15 protein-coding genes, 5 tRNA genes and 1 rRNA gene are annotated in these 22,668 nt (G+C 42.8%); all 21 read left to right on the forward strand.

All coding sequences use genetic code 11. The annotated features are described in order from the left end of the window. The first annotated feature begins 203 nt into the window (after positions 1 to 203). Positions 204 to 319, forward strand: a 5S ribosomal RNA gene (rrf, locus tag B5F22_RS09995). 34 nt (positions 320 to 353) lie between these two features. Beyond that, positions 354 to 429, forward strand: a tRNA-Asn gene (locus tag B5F22_RS10000). Positions 430 to 492: 63 nt separating this feature from the next. After that, a tRNA-Ile gene (locus B5F22_RS10005) sits at positions 493 to 569 on the forward strand. 3 nt (positions 570 to 572) lie between these two features. Continuing rightward, positions 573 to 648: transfer RNA gene (locus B5F22_RS10010), tRNA-Trp, on the forward strand. Between the two features lie 44 nt (positions 649 to 692). Beyond that, positions 693 to 769, forward strand: a tRNA-Asp gene (locus B5F22_RS10015). A gap of 3 nt (positions 770 to 772) precedes the next feature. Beyond that, positions 773 to 848, forward strand: a tRNA-Thr gene (locus tag B5F22_RS10020). A 456-nt stretch (positions 849 to 1,304) separates the two neighbouring features. Continuing rightward, positions 1,305 to 1,916, forward strand: a complete 612-nt coding sequence (locus tag B5F22_RS10025; RefSeq protein WP_087392451.1) for a Crp/Fnr family transcriptional regulator — start codon at positions 1,305 to 1,307, stop codon at positions 1,914 to 1,916. Next, complete coding sequence (locus tag B5F22_RS10030) at positions 1,913 to 3,148, forward strand: FHA domain-containing protein (RefSeq protein WP_087392452.1); 1,236 nt, start codon at positions 1,913 to 1,915, stop codon at positions 3,146 to 3,148. Before B5F22_RS10025 ends, B5F22_RS10030 begins: the two co-directional genes overlap by 4 nt. Positions 3,149 to 3,188: 40 nt before the next feature. After that, positions 3,189 to 3,953 (forward strand): protein phosphatase 2C domain-containing protein, encoded by a 765-nt coding sequence (locus B5F22_RS10035; RefSeq protein WP_087392453.1) that lies wholly within the window; start codon positions 3,189 to 3,191, stop codon positions 3,951 to 3,953. Between the two features lies 1 nt (position 3,954). Further along, entirely contained in the window at positions 3,955 to 5,619 is a 1,665-nt protein-coding gene (locus B5F22_RS10040; RefSeq protein ID WP_204210581.1) for a serine/threonine-protein kinase, read from the forward strand. Continuing rightward, a complete protein-coding gene (locus tag B5F22_RS10045) occupies positions 5,619 to 6,101 on the forward strand; it encodes a hypothetical protein (protein ID WP_087392455.1) in 483 nt (160 codons plus the stop codon). Before B5F22_RS10040 ends, B5F22_RS10045 begins: the two co-directional genes overlap by 1 nt. A 29-nt stretch (positions 6,102 to 6,130) precedes the next feature. Beyond that, entirely contained in the window at positions 6,131 to 12,292 is a 6,162-nt protein-coding gene (locus tag B5F22_RS10050; RefSeq protein WP_087392456.1) for a hypothetical protein, read from the forward strand. A 147-nt stretch (positions 12,293 to 12,439) separates the two neighbouring features. Then, positions 12,440 to 13,354: an FHA domain-containing protein gene (locus B5F22_RS10055; protein WP_087392457.1), complete on the forward strand. Its 915-nt coding sequence runs from the start codon at positions 12,440 to 12,442 to the stop codon at positions 13,352 to 13,354. 14 nt (positions 13,355 to 13,368) lie between these two features. Beyond that, positions 13,369 to 14,427, forward strand: a complete 1,059-nt coding sequence (locus B5F22_RS10060) for an AAA family ATPase (protein ID WP_087392458.1) — start codon at positions 13,369 to 13,371, stop codon at positions 14,425 to 14,427. 12 nt (positions 14,428 to 14,439) lie between these two features. Further along, positions 14,440 to 14,694: an EsaB/YukD family protein gene (locus B5F22_RS10065; RefSeq protein ID WP_087392459.1), complete on the forward strand. Its 255-nt coding sequence runs from the start codon at positions 14,440 to 14,442 to the stop codon at positions 14,692 to 14,694. Between the two features lie 12 nt (positions 14,695 to 14,706). Next, positions 14,707 to 19,212: a type VII secretion protein EssC gene (essC, locus tag B5F22_RS10070; RefSeq protein ID WP_087392460.1), complete on the forward strand. Its 4,506-nt coding sequence runs from the start codon at positions 14,707 to 14,709 to the stop codon at positions 19,210 to 19,212. A 58-nt stretch (positions 19,213 to 19,270) separates the two neighbouring features. Further along, positions 19,271 to 19,561, forward strand: coding sequence for a WXG100 family type VII secretion target (locus tag B5F22_RS10075; RefSeq protein ID WP_242955106.1), 291 nt, complete (start codon positions 19,271 to 19,273; stop codon positions 19,559 to 19,561). A gap of 124 nt (positions 19,562 to 19,685) precedes the next feature. Next, positions 19,686 to 20,270, forward strand: coding sequence for a hypothetical protein (locus B5F22_RS10080; protein WP_087392462.1), 585 nt, complete (start codon positions 19,686 to 19,688; stop codon positions 20,268 to 20,270). A 17-nt stretch (positions 20,271 to 20,287) separates the two neighbouring features. Continuing rightward, positions 20,288 to 20,575: a hypothetical protein gene (locus B5F22_RS10085; RefSeq protein WP_158096683.1), complete on the forward strand. Its 288-nt coding sequence runs from the start codon at positions 20,288 to 20,290 to the stop codon at positions 20,573 to 20,575. A 12-nt stretch (positions 20,576 to 20,587) separates the two neighbouring features. After that, positions 20,588 to 20,860: a DUF5344 family protein gene (locus tag B5F22_RS10090; RefSeq protein ID WP_087392464.1), complete on the forward strand. Its 273-nt coding sequence runs from the start codon at positions 20,588 to 20,590 to the stop codon at positions 20,858 to 20,860. A 30-nt stretch (positions 20,861 to 20,890) separates the two neighbouring features. Continuing rightward, positions 20,891 to 22,666 (forward strand): hypothetical protein, encoded by a 1,776-nt coding sequence (locus B5F22_RS10095; RefSeq protein ID WP_087392465.1) that lies wholly within the window; start codon positions 20,891 to 20,893, stop codon positions 22,664 to 22,666. Positions 22,667 to 22,668: the final 2 nt, after the last annotated feature.

The raw sequence follows: 22,668 nt of genomic DNA on the forward strand, positions 1-22,668 counted from the left end.
TTTAGCTCAGTTGGTAGAGCACCTGACTCTTAATCAGGGTGTCCAGGGTTCGAGTCCCTGAAGGTGTACCACTCCCACTTAGGTGTGAGGCACACCTAAGTGGGAACCCTCAAAAAATGGGGCAAAAAAACACTTGACAAAACCAGAGAAATCTGGTAATATGTCAAATGTTCAGTGCAGATCAAAAGGTCTGTGTCGACTTAGTCGGTGCTGATTGCAGTGAGGGTCCACCCGTTCCCATTCCGAACACGGCAGTTAAGCTCACTTGCGCCGAAAATACTTGGCTGGCGACGGCCCGGGAAGATAGGTAGTGCCGACACAAAGAGGTTTGAGTTTCTCAAGCCTCTCAATATTCCTCCTTAGCTCAGTTGGTAGAGCATGCGGCTGTTAACCGCAGGGTCGTTGGTTCGAGTCCAACAGGGGGAGCCATTTCTGTGCATGAGCCGTCACAGGTTTGTGACGGCTCATGTAGACAGAACAGATCGACGACATGGGCCTTTAGCTCAGTTGGTTAGAGCAGCCGGCTCATAACCGGTCGGTCCCGGGTTCGAGTCCCTGAAGGCCCACCATACAGGGGTATAGCTCAGCTGGTAGAGCATCGGTCTCCAAAACCGAGTGCCGAGGGTTCGAATCCTTCTGCCCCTGCCATTTAAAAATAACAGCGGAAGCTGATTAAATAGATTCCCCCAGATGGCGCGGTAGTTCAGTTGGTTAGAACGCCGGCCTGTCACGCCGGAGGTCGAGGGTTCAAGTCCCTTCCGCGTCGCCATTTGCTGCTATAGCTCAGTCGGTAGAGCGCATCCTTGGTAAGGATGAGGTCGGCAGTTCGAATCTGCCTAGCAGCTCCACGAGAAACCTCGGAACGAATGTTCCGGGGTTTTTTGTTTGCCTGGAGAAAGATAGGTGGATGTGATCGATGATCGTGAAGAGCATCTTTACATTGCTATACGTTAGAGATGCGATGCCCACAGAGTGACGGGTAATTGTATAGGAATCCATAATAAAGAAAATATGTGTAAGGATACAAAGCTTGCAGCCGCTTATCGGGATGATCCGACAGGCGACTGCTTTTATTTTCAGGCTTTATCAATCTATATAATATGACTATATTATATGGTTTACTAGGGAATATGCTATTAAGCATAGGAAATAGAAACAACGGTGTTTTTTAAGAAAAGTTGTGAAAGTTGTTCAATTAGTGAGTGGGTGAAAAACTGAAAATTAACCTATGTTAATGAAGTTGAGAAGGAAGAGTGGTATAATATGGTGTGCTTTAGTAAAGAACTGCGGAAAAGGGTGATACGATGGATTTGCACACTTTTTTTGCTCGTCTGCTTTCCACAGAAAACGAGGCGCTCATTCAAGAATTAATTACGTGTACTACTGTGCATGAATACAAAAAAGGCGATATTTTAATTCAAGCAGGAGAAGCGGTCAGCAAAGTGGACTTTTTGTTGACCGGTATATACCGTGGCTATTTTATTGATTCAAATGGACGGGACATTACAGACTGCTTCGCATACAAAACAGGATCACCACTACTACCTTCTACCGAATTGAATATACCGGCAATCATATCAATACAAGCAATCACCGCTGGAAGTGTTGTTTCTATCTCAATGGATGCTGTGAGAAATCTGCTTCAAAAATATCCCGAGGTGGGCCAGCTATATATTCGCTTGTTGAGTGAGTCAGCTCAGGAGCACTGGAAGATTAAAAATGCAATCTATCAGTATACAGCGCTACAGAGATATCAATGGTTTCAAAGCAATTACTCAAGTTTGGTTCAAAAGGTATCGAATCGGTACATCGCCTCCTACTTAAACATAACACCCGTGACCTTGAGCAGAATACGGGCCAGTTTACGAGGTCGTGAGGATGAAATCGAGACTCGTGAGGGGGACAGGGATTATTGAAAACGAAGGTAAAAGCAAAGGATTGCAACTTGGTTGTGCGGGTGAAGACAAGTTTTGGAGAGACTTTCGATGAAGAGAAATTGAGCCAATTTTGCAGAACGTGTAGTCGAGGCTTCTTGAAACCAAACGTATTAAAAAAGAATTTGGTTGAATATCATGGACCGATCGGAATTAGTCTCTATGAGCGGCTTATGGAGCCGATGTCCAAACGAGATTTTCTATTTATTCTAGAACAAGTAGTGGTAGCGTTACAGAAAATAGATGAAAATCACTTGGATTTAAATGCTTTAGTGTTGAATTTACAGTATGTTTTCATTAATAGAATGACACGCGAAGTGTGGTTTCTCTACGTACCAACGACAATGGAATCAAAAGAAACAGACGTACGTGGTTTTCTTGAATCCATTGTTTACTCGGTAAAGCCGGCTGAGAAATGTGATGAAGAGGCGATTGCCCAATTCATGTATTTCCTTAGAGGGCAAAAGCAAATTGAATTTGAGAAAATCGAACGTTACATTTCCAAAGAGGATGGCAATATAGTTCGTTTGATTCGAAAGCAGTTAGGAGGGCAGAGTGGGTTTATCACAAACAAGATGCGGCACTATGTTGAGCACTATGAGAAGAAACAAGACGATGATGAACCTACAGAGTTGCTGGAGGAGTGTTCCGGAGACTTAGAAGAGGAAGCCACCGGCCTCTTGGATGATGAACGTCCCCATGACGGGACAGAGGCTTTCGATACGGAAATGGGAGAAGAGGAAGCTACTGGTTTGCTTCTGGAAGAACATGAAGATTGGGACGATGAGGAGGCGACTGGCCTGTTGCAGGATAATACTTACGACGAGGAAGCAACAGGGGTGTTAAGTGATGATGATACCATGTTGCTCCAGGAAGAGTGTGAAGCCACAGCTTTGCTCAATTCCAATACTGCAAGAGTTCAGTTCCCTATTTTATATCGTGTTTCCACAGCGGAGAAAATATCCATCAATAAACCTGTGTTTCGTTTGGGCAAAGAGAAAAGCTATGTCGATTATTTTGTTACAAATAATGTAGCGGTAAGCAGAAGTCACGCAGATATTATAACTCGTGGGACGAAGTGTTTTATCATTGATTTAAATTCAAAAAATCATACCTATATCAACGATGAACCCATTCCAGTGCATTGTGAAGTAGAAATTCATAATGAGGACAACTTGCGACTTGGAAATGAGGAATTCGTCTTTTATCAATGAATACAAATGGTAGAGCTTACTGTGGGAGGAGTGAGGGAGTTTGCGGTTTGTTGTGACAGCGGATTCTGACGTGGGGACTTCAAAACGCACGAACCAAGACAGTGTGTTGGTAAAACATGCGGCTACAGATATAGGTGAGGTTGTTATGGCAATCATCTGTGACGGCATGGGAGGTTTGTCAAAGGGCGAGTTAGCCAGCGCAACAGTAATTCGAGCTTTTTCAGAATGGTTCCACCGTGAGCTGCCATTTGAGTTAAAAGAATTGGACATGCAAATAGTGGCAAGCAAGTGGTGCTTGCTTCTCAAAACTCTTAATGCCCGCATTCTGGAATACAGTGCAAGTACAAACGGGGAGAGTATGGGAACAACCTTTTCAGGTATATTGCTGGTGGGCGAGAAGTATTTGATTGTTCATGTAGGTGACTCTCGTGTGTATTACATCTCGACATCTCTGGTACAGTTGACCACGGACCAGACGTTTGTGGCAAGAGAAGTTGCTCGGGGCACGATGACCTTGGAACAGGCAAAGACGGATAGGCGGCGGAATATGCTGCTTCAGTGCGTAGGAGCCTCTAAGGTTGTGGACCCTCAAGTAATATTGGGAACCACTGAGAGGGGAGCATACATGCTATGCTCGGATGGATTCCGACACGAGATTAGCGAAAGAGAAATATATGAATCCCTTAACCCCATCAATTTGATCAACAAAAGTGCCATGCACAGCAATACAGAATATCTCATTGAATTGGTGAAAAAACGAGGAGAGAGGGATAACATCTCTGTGGTGTTGGTCAAGGCTGAGTGAGGTGGATGAAGTGACTGCGATTGGGACTGTCATTGATGGGAAATACGAGCTTCTCAAAGAGATTGGACGCGGCGGCATGTCCATCGTTTACTTGGCAATGGACAAGCGACTCAACAAGCAGTGGGCGGTTAAAGAGATCCGCAAAAAAGGAAGCGGAAAAAATGATGAGATTGTTGTCAATAGTCTCTTAGCAGAAGCCAACATGATGAAAAAGCTGGATCATCCAGCATTACCTCGTATCGTTGACATTATTGATAATGGAATTACCATCTACGTGATTATGGACTATATCGAGGGAGAGTCCCTGGATAAGGTCTTGCAAGAGTACGGAGCGCAACCGGAGGAGTTGGTGGTGGGCTGGGCAAAGCAACTCTGCGATGCACTGTCCTATCTGCATTCCCAAAAGCCACCGATTATTTATCGCGATATGAAGCCGGCAAATGTCATGTTGAAACCGGAAGGAAATATTAAGATCATTGACTTCGGAATTGCACGAGAGTATAAAGAACAAAATTTGGCGGACACAACGGTGTTGGGAACTAAGGGCTACGCTCCACCGGAACAGTATAGTGGGCAGACGGATCCCAGGTCTGACATTTTTGCATTGGGAATGACCATGCACCACTTGTTAACAGGGGTTGATCCACGTAACGGAGAGCCTTATGCCCCGGTAAGACAGTGGAATCCCGAGTTATCTGAAGGCATTGAAATCATTATTGATCGCTGCGTGGAACCTGCAGCAGAAAATCGGTATCAGAGTTGTGCAGACTTGCTCTATGACCTAGAGCATCCAGAACTCATTACCAAAGGGTTTAAAAAGAAACAAAAGCTGAAGCTGCTGGCTTTTACAGCTTCTGCAGCTCTATGCGTGGCCGCTGGTATTGCTGGAGTCGTCTTCAATTTGGTAGCAACGAAAGTAAACAACCAGGACTATGATGCCAATGTTGCGTCTTCTGATCCAGCAAGGTACTTTGCTGCGGTCGAAATTTATCCAGAGCGAGTAGAAGCATACGATAAATTGATTGAGTATTTTAAAAATGTCAGCGCCACAAACGATGAGATTACGAGAGTGGGAAATACCATCGAAGCCAATGCAGAGTATCTGGATCTCAAAGATAGTGCCGTTGCGGACATGTATTATGACATGGGTAAGCTATACTTTGCTGATTATGATGGTTCTTTCAAAAGTCGAGCAGTTAGCGCGTCGAATTTCTTCCAGACTGCAGCAGAGGCTGATGCCGACTTTGAAAAGAAAAATATTGCATCGTGTTATGATTCTATATGCAAATTTATGACGAATCAAAGCACGACATCGGAACATACGCTAGAGGATTTTAATACACTGTTTGAAGAGATTGACCAGGCAATGGAGACCGTCGGAAAGGCCACAGATAGTGAGTCAAATTACGATAAAATTTCCCTTTACTATGTAACAATGCTCCTTGTCAATGACCAGGCAGAGTATATGGCTGGAGTAGGATTCCAACGGGAGAGAGCGCTGGATTTGATGGAGACCTTATATCGAAGTACCAACTCAATCACCTCTACATTGTCTTACGTCAATGAATTGAAGGATAAAATCCGTTCCAGTTATGACTCCTTTGTGGCAAATATAAACGCTAAGTACAATGAGGTGGAAAAGCGGCAACAAGGGGGGAATGTATAATGGCAGATACACTATCACTATTATCGATGATCTCCTTTGTAGTTGCTGGCGTATGTCTGGTCATTTCTGTTGTGCTGTGGATTATCTTTCGAATACCTTCTGTCATTGGAGATCTTTCTGGGCGAACTGCTAGAAAATCCATTGCAAAGCTGAGAATGTCAAATGAGAAATCTGGGCCAAAGGGCTACCGAGAAAGTAAAGTTAACATTCAACGTGGGAAAGTCACAGAAACCATGTCTGGCCTTGAAAAAGGGCAAAAAAAAGCTGTTTCTAATGGAACAGGGCAGCGGCCTGAAACGGGACTGCTGTATGAAAATTTGTCGGAAGGTGTAACCTCTGAAACCACGGGACTGCTGGTGGAAGATGGGACGACCCAACCGCTGGAAGAGAACATGGTGCGAGAAGTACAACGGCTCAGTGGCGTAAACATGGAACTCATAGAAGAAATTATGTTCATTCATACACAGGAACATATTGATTGATTAGAGTGGAGAAAGAGGAGTGAATTGGAATGAGGGCAAAGAAACGTAGACAAAGTAAGAGAGTCCTTGCTGCATTCTTGGCATTGGCTATGGGTCTCTCCCTGACACCAGGCGGATTGGTAGCCTATGCTGCAACAGATGAGCATCCAGAAGCTGTAACCATAACCGTTGTCAATGAGGATGGACAAGCAGTTCAAGGTGCTTCGGTTGCAATTTCCGTTGACTCCACGAGCTACGGGGAAAATTATATTACAGATACAAAGGAGACAGACCAGTACGGCGTCGTTGAAGTAATGTCTGGTGCCGACTTTGTGGAAGATGAGTTCTCTCTGTCGGCAACGGTGACAGCTGATGGTTACGAAGCAAAAGAGCTTATGGACACTCCAATCGTCACCGCAGAAGATAACTTCCAGGTTGTGCTGACTGGAACAACGATAGATGATGTGATTATTACAGGACAGACTTTGACCTATAATGGAGAACCTCAGGAATTGGTGTCTGTCACTGAGGTGGCAGGCGATATCGTTACATACGAAGCAGTTGGAGATACTTCATTTGAGTTGAATGAAGAGGGTAAACCTGTCGCAGTGAATGCAGGTACTTACGAAATTAAGGTTACCGTTCAAAGAACAGGCAAGGAGGATCTTGTTCTTCCAGTGACAGCTGTGATTCAGCGCGCAGACATTGAAGGAATCTCCATCGAAGGACGAAGTCTTGTCTATAATCGTAAGGAACAGGAACTGGTAATTTTGAAAGGCGACTTCCAAGAGAATGATGTGGTAACTTGGACCGTGAATTCTGAGGAGTTGGTATCGAAAGAAATTCCAGAAGCAATGGCAGTTGGTTCCTATACTGTGGTGTTAAAGGTTGACCGCGGCCCTAACTACAATACATTGGTGACCGAGATGGTAACTACCAATTTGATAGAGGGCGAGCTTAACCTGGAAGGACTTACAGTAACAGGTCTGGATGGTGTGTACAAGGTGGATGATGAAGGTATACCTGTTGCGCAGCCAGCTGTTATCGTGAATAATCAAGGTGATTACGATTTGATGTATCAGCTTGATGATGGTGATTTGGAGGTCAATGAGGAAGCCTGGGTGAAAAATACGATCCCTCAGGTTACTAATGCAGGTTCCTATATTGTTTGGGTGAAGGCCGTTAAAGAGAACTATAACGATAGTGATGTAGAGGTGATCCCCGCTGAGGGAGCGATTGCTCCGTACAATGTACATGTAGCCAAGGCAGAGCAATCATTTGATTTCGATAAATACGATGCACATACCAGTGAAGATGAGCGTGAGTCGATCACCATAAACGGTGCAGTACCCTATAAAGATGTTACCTATGACTTTAGTGCCACGGACACAGAAGCTCTTACAGGGGGCTCAATCACCTACGAAGTGGATGCTGAGGAAGGAATTGCATCCATTGATAATAACGGTATTTTGACGGTCTATTATCCTGGAGACATGACCGTGATTGCCACCCTGTCTGGGAATGAAAACTATAGCGAGTGTGTGATTGAGTACCACTTGAGTGTGAATGGTGAAGTGTCGGCACAGGGCAATTATATTTCCTTCCCCCAACAACAGGTGAACTATACCCTTGGAACATCAGATCAGATTTCTACGCAACAGGCGGTAAAGAACGATAACCGGATTAGGGGCGATATCACGTACTCCATGAAAGCGATTGCTGGCGTAGAAATTAACGAACAGAACGGCACTTTGTTGGTAACAGATTATAACGCATTGGCGACTGCGATTCGAGAGGCAGACGGTGCGCTCAATATCACCGTCACTGCAACCAAGGAAAAAAAGGGCGTTTATGGTCAAGATATGGCCGAGTATATGGTTACTGTTTCCTTCGAAAACACACCGGATGTGCCATATACGTTACCCAAGGTCAATGGAGGGAACGGATGGTATACCACAAATGTTGTTGTAACACCCGCTTCGGGTTATAGCATCGCCCAGTCGGCATCTGGGAATTTTGCTGAGACAACTACATTTGGTAACCAAGGTGCGGCTGCCCGGTATGTCTATCTGAAAAATATAGAGACAGGGGGCATTACGGACCAGATTCTGGTGGACATTAAAATTGATACATATGCGCCAGAGACAGATAAGATGGGAATCGAGATTTCCCACCTGTCCATTATTGAAAAGATCGGGCTTCTGTTTGGGTTCTTTAACCCCTCTGTGACCGTTGAATTTACAGTTGAAGACGAGCTGGGAGCAGATGAATCGGGGGTCGATCATCTGAAATGGTTCTATACGAAATCGGATGATGCGACCAGCTCGATTCTAGCAGATAAAAGCGGAACGCTGGAAGTGACAAAAGAAGATGGGAAATATGTAGCATCCCTTACAGTGACTGCAACGGAAGCAGAGCAGTTCCGCGGGCATATTGCATTTAAGGCGTACGATTGTGCTGGAAATGAAAGCGCAGAAGTCAAGGAAGACAACGTCGTAATTGTCGTTGATACCATAAATCCGTCCATGGATGCCAGCTTTCAGCTGGTGGATAACGGCGGGGTATATAACCCAGTGAATCGGGATGGTGTGGTACAGCACTACTTCAATGGTGATGTGGCCTTTACCTTCACGGTGAAGGAGGCCAACTTCTTCTCGGAAGACGTTGAAATTGGTGTTACAAAGGACAATGAGACCTATGACGTAGATGTGGAGTGGACCGTAGATGAGACCAACGATGAGATCCACTATGGTAAGTTTACACTCAGTGGTGACGGGGACTATGTTGTTACCATGCGCTATCACGATCAGTCTGGAAATGTCATGGTGGATGACGACGAGAATGAGGTGGAGCTATACACCTCTGAGGTGATTACCATTGATACGACCGAGCCGGAGATTGAGTTTGAGTATGTTCACGATGGGGATATCCAGAAAACGATCTTTACCGTTGAGGAACACAACTTCTCTGCTGATCATGTTGTGGTAGCCAATAGCAGTACCATGCAAGATGTTAATGGGAATCCCATTGCATTTACAGCGGAGCAGTTGACTGCAATCCTTCAGAGAGCCACTTGGACCCAAAATGGAGACACTTATACATTTGAGTACGACCAATACGTCAATGGTATTTATAATCTTAAGCTGGACTATACGGATTACGCCGGTTGGGTAGCAGAGCCTTTCACAGGTGATGAGTTTATTATTGACCATGACGGCCCCACAGGGGTAAAAATTGAATATGCAAAGTCTCCTGTGGATACGTTCCTGGAAACTATTACTTTGGGATTCTACAATCCTTCTGTGACCGTTCGGTTTACTGCGTATGACACCAGCTCTGGTGTGGACTCCTTCACATGGGGATATACAAAGGAGACTGGTGCAAGTACCATTAAGCACCCCGAAAAGCTGGAAGATACAACCATTTCTGCTGTGAGGGATCAAAATGATAAGTCCAAGTTTACCGCAGAGACAACCTTGACTGCTGATGAATTGACACAGTATAGAGGGTATCTCAGTGTGGTGGCAACGGATAAATTCAACAATGATAGTCAGAAAAAAGTGGATGATGGAAATATCATTGTTGTGGATACCATTGCACCGGAAATGACAGTGGAGTACACACCGGCAGACCGAACTGTTTCCAATACCAACCAGTACTACTACAATAATGATGTGGATATTACCTTCACAGTGACAGAGGCAAATTTCTACCCCGAAGATGTCAATGTGTCCGTGACAAAAGACGGGAAGGTATTTGATTACGGGACAGTAAATTGGGGAACGAGAGATGCTAATGACCGCACAGTTGGTACCTTCACACTGCAGGCTCCTGAGGATCACAGTGGAGATGGTGATTATGTAATCGCTGTGGAGTACACGGATCGTTCCAACAATGAGATGGTACGATATGTGTCTGATGTACATACCATTGATACGGTATTGCCTGAGATCGATGTGGAATACCGGAACCTTTCTGTGGTCAACACGTTAAAGGACAGGGACGGTCATAGTCGGCGTTACTTCGAAGACACACAGACTGCAGTGGTGACAATTGCAGAGCATAACTTTTATGCTGAAGATGTCAAATATGACATCGTAGCGCGGGATGTGGCAGGGAACCAGTTGCAGTTGAATGATTTGGTGACAATGTCTCAGTGGAAATCCCAGGGAGATGTGCACTCGATGACCATCACGTATCCCGGTGATGCCAATTATACCTTTGATGTGGCGTATGCAGATCTTGCTACCAACGAGGCAGTAGACTATGCCAGTGACTATTTCACTGTAGATAGGACGAAGCCTGAAAACCTCCGAGTCGAGTACAGCACTAGCGTTCTGGATACGGTTCTGGAATCCATGAGCTTTGGTTTTTACAATGCCAAAATGACGGTAACCATTTCTGCGGATGATGCGGTATCGGGCGTTCACTCGTTCCTGTATAGCTATCTCAACGCAGAGGGCGTCAGCGCTGTCAACGCGCAGTTGGTCAATCAAGCAATTGCTGCGGCAGATATCCGATATTCCAATGATGGGGTTACGGCTACTGCCTCCTTTGAGATTCCCAAGATGGTGTTGGCGGGTGATAACCAGTTCAATGGCACCGTAGAATTTACTGCAACAGACCGGTCTGGAGTGGAGTCTGAGATTCACAAGGAGACAAAGAGAATTGTCGTGGATAACATTTCTCCCACTGCGCAAGTAAGCTACAATGATCCTGTCAATGTAGAAGGAAATATTGCTTACTATGATGGAGATATTCAGGCAACCATTTCCATACAGGAGGCAAACTTCTACGCTCAGGATGTACAGGTGTCGGTCTCAAAAGATGGTGGTGTAGCAACAGCGGTTCCCACTACCTGGACAGATAACAGTGTGGATCGTCACACAGGCTCCTTTACCTTGAGTGGGGATGGAGACTATGTTGTTACCATCAGTTACAGGGACAAGTCCTCGAACCAAATGGAGACCTATACGTCCCAACAGATGACCATTGATACTCAGATTGAGGCCCCCACTTTCTCAATTAATGGGCAGACTGTGGGTGAAAAAGGCGGTGCCTACAAGAACGATGCTACGATCGCATTCGGGTTTGAAGATGTGAACTTTGATTCTCATACGGTGCAGTTGACGCGAACCCGGTTTGATAGCGTAGAGGATGTTACAGCTGAGTTTATTCAGGTGGGAAGCACTGCGACTGGTGGTTCTGGAAGCTTTAGTATCCCCAGCGAGGTAGGGAACGACGGCATCTATACTCTGACGGTAGGTATGACAGATAAAGCCATGCATACTACCCAGGCTCAAATGAAATTTACCATCAACCGCTTTGGCTCCGTATATGAGTATGATGAGTACCTGATGTCTTTGATTCAAGATGGCGGTCAGTATATCACCATTCAGGACGGTGAGAGCACTGCCATTACAAAGAATCTTGTAATCACGGAGTATAATGCAGACCAGCTGTTGGAAGGCTCCTTGCAAATTCTCATTACCCGAGATGGCCAGACAATAGAAGCGGAGTATACCACTGACTCTACTACCGTTGATGGTGGAACCAGTGTTGGAGAGAGTGGATGGTATGAGTATATCTATACCATCAATGCCTCCAACTTCAAGGAGGATGGAGTATACAAGATTTCCCTTTCTTCTGCCTATGCGACCAGTGACTCGGAGCACAATGATTCTACCAGTGTCCCTGAGAACTCCATCGACGAAAGTGGAGCACAGGTTATGGACACCATGAGCTTTACCGTTGATACAACGGCCCCGGAGATTCGCAATATTGTTAATCTAGAAAAGCAGATTATCAATGCACAAACAGTGAATGTAAAGTATACCATCGTAGACGTTGGAGGCTTGAAATCCATAGAGGTTGTGCTAAATGGCGACGTCGTAGATGCGATAGACGAGTTTGACGATGGTGGGTTCAATTACAATGGACAGTTTACCATTCATGAAAGCTCTAATGCCCAGACAGTGCAGCTAAAAGTGACAGACCTTGCAGGCAATGTGACAGATACTGCAGCCGAAGATTTTAATGCGAATGGATTGTTCGAGTTCTACGACACGATCACGGTGTCTACGAACTTCTTCGTCAGGTGGTACGCCAATAAAACGCTGTTCTGGGGCTCTATTTGTGGTGTCATTGTAGTTGTAGGTGCCATCTGTGGCATTGTTGCAACGAAACACAGAAAGAAAGCAGTCAGCAAATAATCCCCTAACGTTTGTTCCAGCGTTTCTCCCGTGCAGGCTTTTGCCTGCACGGGAGAAACGGGACTGTTTATTAGAAGTCAGGTGGTTTTTAAGAAAACCACCTGACTTGTGAGAAACAGGAATGAAGCTGGGAAAAGGGTGTGTGCCATGAATACGTTGGTGGAGAAGCAGTATGTCAAGGAATTGGTGTGTGGATCAAACTTTTCCTACATATTAGCAGAAGGTGGTTTGTTTTCTGCGACCGAGTATAAGGTCCTTCAAAGTCAGGCCAGTGGTTGCTTTGTCCAATGCATGAAGATGCTCTATAACGGAAATATTCAGATCTACTATTTAGCAAACCAGCTTAAGCCATTTGCAAATTTGATTCCATCGTTAGACCCGGAACGGTTTATGGCCGTTGTGATCAATTTGCTTGGAAATATTTTGAAGGTTCGGAACAATGGGTTTCTGAGCTGCCAAAAGATTGATGTCTCTTTTGAACATATTTATGTGAATCCTATTACATTGAATGTGGGTTTGGTATATCTTCCAGTGAATCACACCATTTATCCGGATCAATCCAGTTTTGAAAATGAAATTCGAACAGGACTGATCAAGCTAATTTCTGGCGTTTCGAATTTGCAGTCTCCTGCTACGATGCAGCTGTCAATGGATTTATCCAACGGTACGTTATCTATTGAAGACCTGTACCGTCGGTATAAAGGAGGAGAGGACTTCCTACAAGAGAAGGATAAATTACAAGGCAAGAGTAAGCACACTGTGAGTTTGTGTCTAACTGCGATGCATGCTCCGACCCGAGTAGAGATTCGAATTACAAAAGATAGGTTTGTATTAGGGAAAAAGGCCGGTGCAGTAGATGGTGTAATATCCTTCAATGATAAGATTAGTCGCATTCACTGTAGAATTGACCGAAAGGGCGAAAGATACACCATTACAGACCTGCAAAGTGCAAACGGGACCTATGTCAATGGAAAGCGATTACAGGCAAATCAGCCGTACAGAATCGGCAATGGTGACATAATTCGCATGGCAAACAGTGATTTTCAGGTGAGTACAAGGTAACGGAGGGAGCCCATATGGTAAAACCAAGAATCATCATTGCGGACGAAGATATGGACTATGTAATCCCGTTACAATTGAAGTTTGCAGAGGATTTCTTCGAGAGAATAGAGCTTGAAATTATCAGTGATCCCGCGTTCTTTGATCAATTGTTTTCTACGCCCCAGCAAGCAGATATTTTAATTATTTCAGAGCAGCTCTATTCTACCAATTTGCACCGTCACAACATTTCCCATATCTTCGTAATGATGGAGCAATATGAGGAGGAGCAAACTGCAGATCTGAAAGTCAATCATATTTTCAAATACACAAGTATTAAAGAAATTTTTAACGAAATCACCGGGAAAAGTGCTGAGGTACTCAAGGGGATGGTGGAAAAAAGACAGGAAACTCAGGTGATTTTGTGTTACTCAGGGTGTGGAGGAGTTGGTAAGACTACTGTTGCAATGGGGATAAGTGCAGCGCTCACAAAAAACTATAAAAGAGTACTGTATATGAATGCCTCACATTTACAGGTGTTTCAACAGATGCTCATAAACCATTCACCCATTACAACCATGGATGTGTACTCCAGATTGGCTAATCCTGGAGGGAACATTTACGCTGACATAAAACATGTCATTCGCAAGGAAGTTTTTAATTATCTGCCTCCCTTTAAGGCATCCCTATTATCACTGGGATTGAATTACTCCGTATACAAGGAAATTATCTGTTCTGCCAAGAAAAGTGGAGATTACGATTTTATTGTGGTGGATACAGATGTAACGTTTGATGAAGCGAAAACCGAACTAATCGGTGTAGCAGATCGGGTCATTGTGGTAACCAAACAGAGCATGGCTTCTGTGGTAGCAACAAACATATTGGTATCCAATATCAATGGAGTTAGTAAAGAAAAGTTTGTTTTTGTATGTAATGACTTTGTAAAAGAGGAAGATAACGCATTAATTTCACCTAATATTGCATTGAAATTTTCTGTTACAGATTACATCGAACACATCAGACGCTATGATTCCATGAAACCGGAGCAACTTTCCGCAGAGGGTGGAATCCAAAGAACTGCGTTTCTGATTCTTTAAGAGGGGATATGCATGAACAAGGAGACGGCCATTGTAATTTTTCATATCACAAAAAGAAAGATATCGGTTGATTTGGAAATACCGTTAAATATTACAGCAAATGAGCTGGTACTGGCCCTAAATACCGCGTATGAACTAGGGATTAATACCTCAGATATTAAGAATTGTTATTTAAAAGCGGAAAATCCCATTGCCCTTCTGAAAGGAAATAAGACCCTTGCAGACTATGGGCTACGTAGCGGTAGCGATATTTACTACACGGAATAGGGAGAATATATAATGAATAACCGATATAAGATTACCATTTCCAACAATAATATTTATAAGGAAATTGAGCTAGATCAGGAGTGTCAGCAATTAAAAGTAGGCACTGGCATTGATTGTGATGTGAGATTGCGGAAGGAACTCTTTTTTGGGCCAATTGAACTTCTGTTTATGCGTAGCGGCGAGGGATGGTCTGTCCTTTGCTCGGATAATATTTATCTGACAGCTGGTGATGTTCGAAAGTTACTTACAAAAAGTTTGGTGCATGGCGATTCTCTGGAGATTAAATATCAGGAATCGGATCAATATGTGTTTTCTCTGGAGTTTTTTATTGATTTTGATGATGGAAAGACGAGATATGAGAGAGTGGTTAATATTGCCAATAAAGCTTCCCTAACAATCGGCACAAGTCAGGGAAACAACATCGTATTGAAAAGTGAATACGTCAAGCAGGACGAAGTAATCTTAAATAGAAAACAATCCAAGTATGAGTTAAATATTAAGCAAACAACTTATGGGGTATATATAAACGGCAAGCGAGCCAAAAGTGGAGATACCGTTTGCAGTGGAGATTTCTTATCTATTTCTGACTATTTCTTTTATCTAAAGGGAGACCAGCTGTGGTCTCAGATTCGCAGCGACTTAGGTGTAAACGGTTTGGAGTATATCGATCACCCTACTCAAAATATATATCCAGAATTTCGTAGAAACACCCGGGTAAAAACAGTTGTTTGCGATGAAAAAATTGAAATTTTAGATCCGCCTGCCAAACCTCAAAAGCCTAAGAATAATCTTTTTATGCGGTTGCTGCCCTCTATGGGAATGCTACTTGCGGCAGGTGTTATGGCGTTTTTTGGTGGCATGATGATTATTATGTCGGCTATTTCTGGCGGCATGGCGATTTTTACTACTATCATGAGCATCCGTGAGGCCAATAAGGATTATAAACAGAGTTCAGCAGATAGAATTGAAAAATATAACGCATATGCAGCCAAGAAAAGGGCAGAGATTCAGAAGCTTCGTGATGAGGAAAGAGAGTCCCTTGAGGATATTTATATCTCTCAACAGGTGGCCGAGAGCCGCTTGGAGACGTTTTCTTCGTCACTGTTTGATCGGATGCCTGAAGATGAAGATTATCTGTGTGTTCGCCTAGGAAGTGGCGATGTCAGTTCTTTGCGGGTGGTTGACTACAAAAAACAAGAGCGTTTGGATATCGAGGATGAGCTCCAAAGTATTCCTCAGGAAATCTGCGAAGAGTTCAAAAATGTTCATCAGGCACCCATTGTCTGTGATTTAAAGAGCGTCAATGCAATTGGGATTACAGGAAGCCAGGAATATCGGTTTGAATTTTTGAAAAATATTGTGCTTGATATTACTGCACGCCAGTATTTCAGTAATGTAAACCTGGTGCTTGTGGCGAATTGCGAGCATAAGGAAGAAATTCGGTGGTTGCGGTTCTTGCCGCATTTGTACAATGAGGATTTGGGAATTCGGAATCTGGTTTGTGATGATGAGAGCAGAAATATTGTGTTCGAATACTTGTACAAGGAACTAAGTATTCGAGAACAAAATAAACAGTATGATCGCAACATTGTAGTTTTGTTCTATAATGAGTATGGCTTTAAATCGCATCCCATTTCAAAGTTTGTTAGCAAGGCAAAGGAACTGGGGGTTAGCTTTGTATTCTTTGGGGATACAGCTGCAGATATTCCGCAGGGGTGCGGATACCTTATTACCATTGAAGATCATGAGCATGCTGTGCTAACTAATACACAGAACAAGAACGAGACATCTCCGTTCGAGTATACTACGATTCCGACAGAGAGAGCAGAGCAAATTGTAAAGCTTCTTGCACCGGTGTATACCGAAGAGATTTCGCTGGAGGGCGCTCTGACAAAGAATATTTCCATGTTTGAAATGCTCAATATTTTGGCGGTGGATGACTTGGATCTGAAAAGTAGATGGAGCAAGTCCCAGGTGTTCAAATCTATGGCAGCGCCCATAGGCGTATCTAAAACGGGCATTGTGTCTTTGGACCTGCATGATAAGGCCCATGGTCCGCATGGCTTGGTGGCTGGTACCACGGGCTCTGGTAAGTCCGAGATTTTACAGACATACATTTTGGCAATGGCTACGCTGTTCCACCCGTATGAAGTTGCATTCTTGATCATCGACTTCAAGGGTGGCGGAATGGTGAACCAATTCCGGGAACTGCCCCATCTGCTGGGTGCTATCACCAATATAGACGGGAAAGAAATTAATCGCTCTCTGAAGTCCATTAAGGCTGAGTTGCAAAAGCGTCAGCGGCTCTTTGCAGAGGCAGATGTCAACCATATCGATAAATATATAAAAAAGTACAAGGCCGGGGAGGTTTCAGCCCCACTTCCCCATTTAATCATCATTGTGGACGAGTTTGCCGAGTTGAAGGCGGAACAGCCTGAATTTATGAAGGAACTCATCTCAGCTGCCCGCATTGGACGAAGCTTGGGGGTCCACTTGATTTTGGCTACCCAAAAACCTTCTGGACAAGTTGATGATCAGATTTGGAGCAATTCAAGGTTCAAGATTTGCTTGAAAGTGCAAACGCACGAGGATAGCAATGAGGTATTGAAATCTCCCCTTGCAGCAGAAATTAAGGAACCAGGTCGAGCTTATCTCCAAGTTGGAAACAATGAAATATTTGAACTGTTGCAGTCGGCCTACAGTGGAGCACCAGAAAACCAATCTGAAAACATCACAAGAGAATTTGCTATAAATGTGCTATCTCTTGGTGGGAAAAGAGTGCCAGTTTTTGTTCAAAAAAATAAGCAGACGAATAATAAAGCGATAAGTCAGTTGGAAGCAATAGTTCGATATGTCTCTGTATTCTGTGAAGAAAATGGCATAACAAGGTTGCCAAATATTTGTCTACCGCCGCTTCCCACCAAAATCTCTTTTCCTGATTTTGAAGGGGATGTGTTCGATGGTCATCAGGTTGGGTTACCAATTGGTGTGTTCGATGATCCTGAAAATCAAAGGCAAGCCGCAACAATGTTAGATATCATGAATAAAAATACTGTAATAATTGGTTCGCCCCAATATGGGAAAACCAATCTATTACTCAGCTTGATCCGTGCCATTGCTGAAACGTATTCTTCAGAAGAAGCAAATATCTATATTTTAGATTTTGCTGCAATGTTCTTGAAAAATTTTGAATCATTGCAGCATGTTGGTGGCGTTGTTACGTCTTCTGACGATGAAATGCTAAAGAATCTTTTTAAGTTGTTACATGCAGAGATAGCAAGCAGAAAGGAGAAACTGCTTGCAGTTGGTGTTAGTTCCTTTGCGGCATACAAGGAAGCTGGCTATAAAGATTTACCTCAGATAATTCTGATAATTGATAATCTGACGGCACTGATTGAATTGTATCTTCAAGATAGTGATACACTTCTAGTTCTAATTCGAGAAGGACTAGCGGTAGGTATCTCTACGATTGTTACAAACTCTCAGACCGCAGGGATAGGTTATCGATATTTTTCTAATTTTTCCAATCGAATAGCCCTACATTGTAATGATATTAGCGAATACAGTAACTTATTTGATAATGTTGGAATGCAACCCAGTGAGATTCCGGGCAGATGTCTTTTTCCTATGGAAAAAAGATTGCTAGAGTGTCAAACGTATTTAGCATTTGAGGGTGATAAAGAGATTGAGCGATTAAAGGATTTGCAGATGTTTATTCAACGAATTAACCGACAAAACAAGAAACAGGCTCGAAGAATACCCACAATCCCAACTGTCCTCAAAGCAGAAGACATGTATACAACTTTTGGGGCATCCAGATTTGGATACCAAGTGCCCGTTGGAGTGACGTATACAAATGTTGAAGCATTTTATATCGACTTGTCAGAAATAAGTTTTTTTGGGGTATCAGGAAATAATGAGAGGAAACAAATAGAGTTTGTACGTTATCTAATTCAATGCTTAGAAAACAAACATAATGAATATCCGGTAGAAATTCATATTTTTGATGATGTCAAACGTAATTATGCTGATCTACAAAATTCAGAGGTTGTAACAGATTATAAGTTAGATGCTACTTCAGCCATTGCCTTGATAAATGAGTGGCATCAAAAACTCGAAAATAGATATCAGGATATGCTCGAGAATCCTGAAGATGTCGGATCCAATGCCCTGTTGGTAATGATTGTTCAAAACAATGATGTGGCAAAGTGTATTAATGATGACTTCGACGCACTGAGACAATATAATGAAATCGTTACCAGGTATAAGTCCATGGGAGTGTGCATCATTTTTTCAAATTACGAGAATATGTCTGTATCCTACGATGCTCCGGAGCCATTGCGTCACATCAAACAAGAGCAGCATTTGTTTTTCTTTAGTGATTTGGATACATTAAAACCCTTTGATGCTCCCTATGAAGCGATTCGTGAGAACAAAAAGAAATTGGGTAATGGTGATGCGTACTATATCCGCGGTAACAATGTAACTAAGCTAAAAATTGTAGATTCTGCGGAATAATGATCGGTGATAGGTCGCTGAGCGATTTGTCATAATACATTTTGAAAGGAGAAAGATTATGTCTCAAATTAGAATGACTCCCGAAACCATGAGGACTAGAGCAGCGCAAACCGATAAGCAGGTGGAAACGGTTCAGAATGTAATGACTGCTATGGACAATTTGCTCAAAACCCTTAAAGGTGAGTGGGAAGGTGCGGCTGTGCAGGGGTATGAGGACCGGTACAACAAGATCAAGCCTGCGTTCAAGACTGCTAAGGATTTGTTGGAAGAAATTGCCCACAACCTGAGAGCAACCGCCCAGATCGTGGAAGAAACAGACAAGAATATTGCCAATCAGTTCCGTCGCTAACTTAATTTACAAAGGTAGTAGGCCTTTATGTGGCCTACTACCTTTGTGAAATAAATTACAACAATGCGCAGTATTTACAAAATTACGTTGTTAGGCACACTATTGTGAAGTACGAGGTGATTCCATGACTAAGGTAGAAGTGCAAAACAATATCAGATACAATGAAAATCTGGTGTATCAGTTCCAACAGGATTTGCATAGCTTAAATTCACAATTGGCTTCTCTAAATACAAGCGTGCGCCAGTGGAATGTTCAGTTGAATAGCCTTGCCAGCCAAAAGAGAAAATTTGAGGACGAAAAAAATCAGCTAACCCAGTTGAACCATAAGGTACAGAATTTACAAAATGATTTTGCTGCGCGGCAAAATAAACGGCGTGGCGCATATAGCCACAATATCACCTATATTTTCACAACAAACTTTTTTTCTTCATATATTTGTGGCATGAAAGCCTTGCTATATGGTAACGAGTATAGAAATACATATAATGGGTTAACGTCTGCGATAGATAAAGTATCTAGGAAAATTAGGGAGAAGCAGTCCGAAATCGATAGTACAAATAGGAAATGTAGTAACATACGAAATAATATCGATAACACAAATAGGGAAATAAGTTCTTGCCGTACTCGTATTAATCAGATTAGTAATGATTTAGCATACAGGAAAAGACGAATCCAGTATTGGAGAGAGCAGTTACAGTACGCTATATGATGGGGGAAGTAAATGTTATGGCAAGTAATAACTGTGTGATAGATGATGACTACTGCGTCAAAATGGGGGAATATTACAAGAAACAAGGGGGGGGGCTCGACAAAATGATTAGTGATTATCTCTGCTTATTAAGGACCGTTCAGAGTGAAGCAATTATAAAAGGAGATGTAGCAAAAGCGTTGGATTGCTTTATTAAATATGCAGAGAAAATGCAAGAGCAAATTGGCATTATTTCAGATACTGCCCAAACCCAAGTTACGCGTTTTCTCGACAGAGTAGACGAGACAGATAAATACCTGTTTTAAGGAGGTAATTGGATGGATGAAATAAAAATCAGTGTTTCTGGTTTACAAGATTCTATCGCCCAACTGAGAAAACTCAAAGATGATTGGGAGGCAAATGACGTATCTGTGCCTGCAACCATAGGTGGAGGACGGACGGTTAATGAGATGGAATTGTTGGCACAACTTTATAAGAAACTAAATTTTCATATGGTCTCTTTGGCTGAAAATACAATTGCGTTTCTAACAAATGTAAAGAACAGTTATGAGGAAAGCGATAACAAGGCTGCCAAGAAAATAAATCAGTAACAATAACCTGGGTTAATAGGAGGTGAGACAATGCGAAGGGACTTTTCGGAAGAGTCTAAACAAAAGATGCTGAGCCTAGTTTCTCAAGTTGAAAATGAAAAATGGGGCAATTTTACTGACTGGATAGGGGATCGATGGTATGACTTTGAATCATGGATTGGTATTCTCGATATCAAGAACTACATAAACGATGTAAATCTATATCATAAAAAAGTTATTGATAAAAACAGCGCAACTGAGAAAACCATTAATGACATTTTTTGTGCAGTTAGGAATATTGATGTATCTTATTCCACTACAATCAGAAACATACGTGTAAACCTATCTCAGTGGTTACGTTATATAGATCAGTTAGCAACAATCGTAACCCCGTCTAATGGATATTTTAGCACAGAGTTTATGACCATTATGTTGGCAGACACGCTGGAAGATATATCAAACAGTAATGTGCAGCGAGTTGTCGACAGGTTGGTAGAAGATATTGATGGTGAACTTATTTTTGATAAAGACCTTCTTTTTGAATACATTAAAAAAAACCCTGCAGAAATAACAGATGATGAAATCAAGGCAATTCTTGCTGTTATTGAGAGACTACAGGATACAGTAGTTATGTATGAATCGGCAGCGTCATGTGGCAATGATGAATTAGGTGCAGATTTCTGGAATCAAGCTGCATGGATATCAAACACAACAAAATACGAAAGTTTTTCTGCTATAAGCGCTCATTACAATGAACTATACGTAAGTCTACTAAATGTATGCGTGGAAGAAGGAAAAGACAGTAATACATTTGCTGCGGCATTGTTAAAAGCTAGTAATGGAGAGAATGTACTCTCTGTCCTAGGAATTGATATTTCTGATGAGGTATCGAAAATATTTGGAACTTTGTCCATTTCCGCATATACAGCTAAATGGGAAGATGAGCATTCAGAACAGTACTTTCTCAAACTTTCGGCAAATGAAAGTACAAAGCTTGAGATAAAAAATGACGTTGATAGTTTCAATGAGTGGGTAGAGCAAAAGCTCAAAGAGGGAGATCATTATATCGAAGAAAAGGATGAATTTTACCTTGACAAAGATGGAAATGAAATAAAGAGGACCGATGGCGCGCCTATATTTTATGATAAAGAACTGTCTCTCGGAGAAATTGGGCAAGATGTAGGTGTCAGCGCAAGTATCTATGATGGGTCGTTTGATGTTGGAGAAAATGGAAAGCTTTCTGTGACTGTTGGTGAAGCAGAGGCTCATGCTGGAATTTCGGCAGGCTTTTATGTCATAGGGGCAGATGGGGAAAAGAAATTTAGCCCTGGAGTAAATGCTGAAATAGGTGCAAGTGTTACTGCATTTGAGAGCGAATGGGAGCAACAATGGTTAGGCAATGAAAATTTAGGCTTGAATACGGAGGTCGGTGTGACAACAGGAAAGGCAGAGGCCAAAGCTGATGTTGGAGCGCAGATATTTGGAGAGGATGGAAGACTAGATGTTCAACTGGGAGCTAGTGCCAGTGCTGAAGCGATAGCGGCAGAGGCAAATGCTTCGGTTGGTGTAAATGTCCTAGGCGGCGAAGTCGGCGTGGAAGGTGGAGTTAATGTAGGCATAGGAGCACACGCTGATGTAGGATATCGAGATGGTGTTGTTAAATGTGATGTTGGGGCATCTTTAGGTGTCGGGGTATCTCTCGATGTGGAAATAGATGTTGGTGGCATGGTTGATGGAGTCTGTGACGTTGCAGAAGGCGCCATGAATTATGTAGAAGAAGGATGGAATGACTTTGTAGAAGGATGGAATGATTTTTGGGACTGGTAAAA

It is taken from the genome of Pseudoflavonifractor sp. An187, assembly GCF_002160275.1.
GTDB classification, from domain to species: Bacteria; Bacillota; Clostridia; order Oscillospirales; family Oscillospiraceae; genus Enterenecus; species Enterenecus faecium.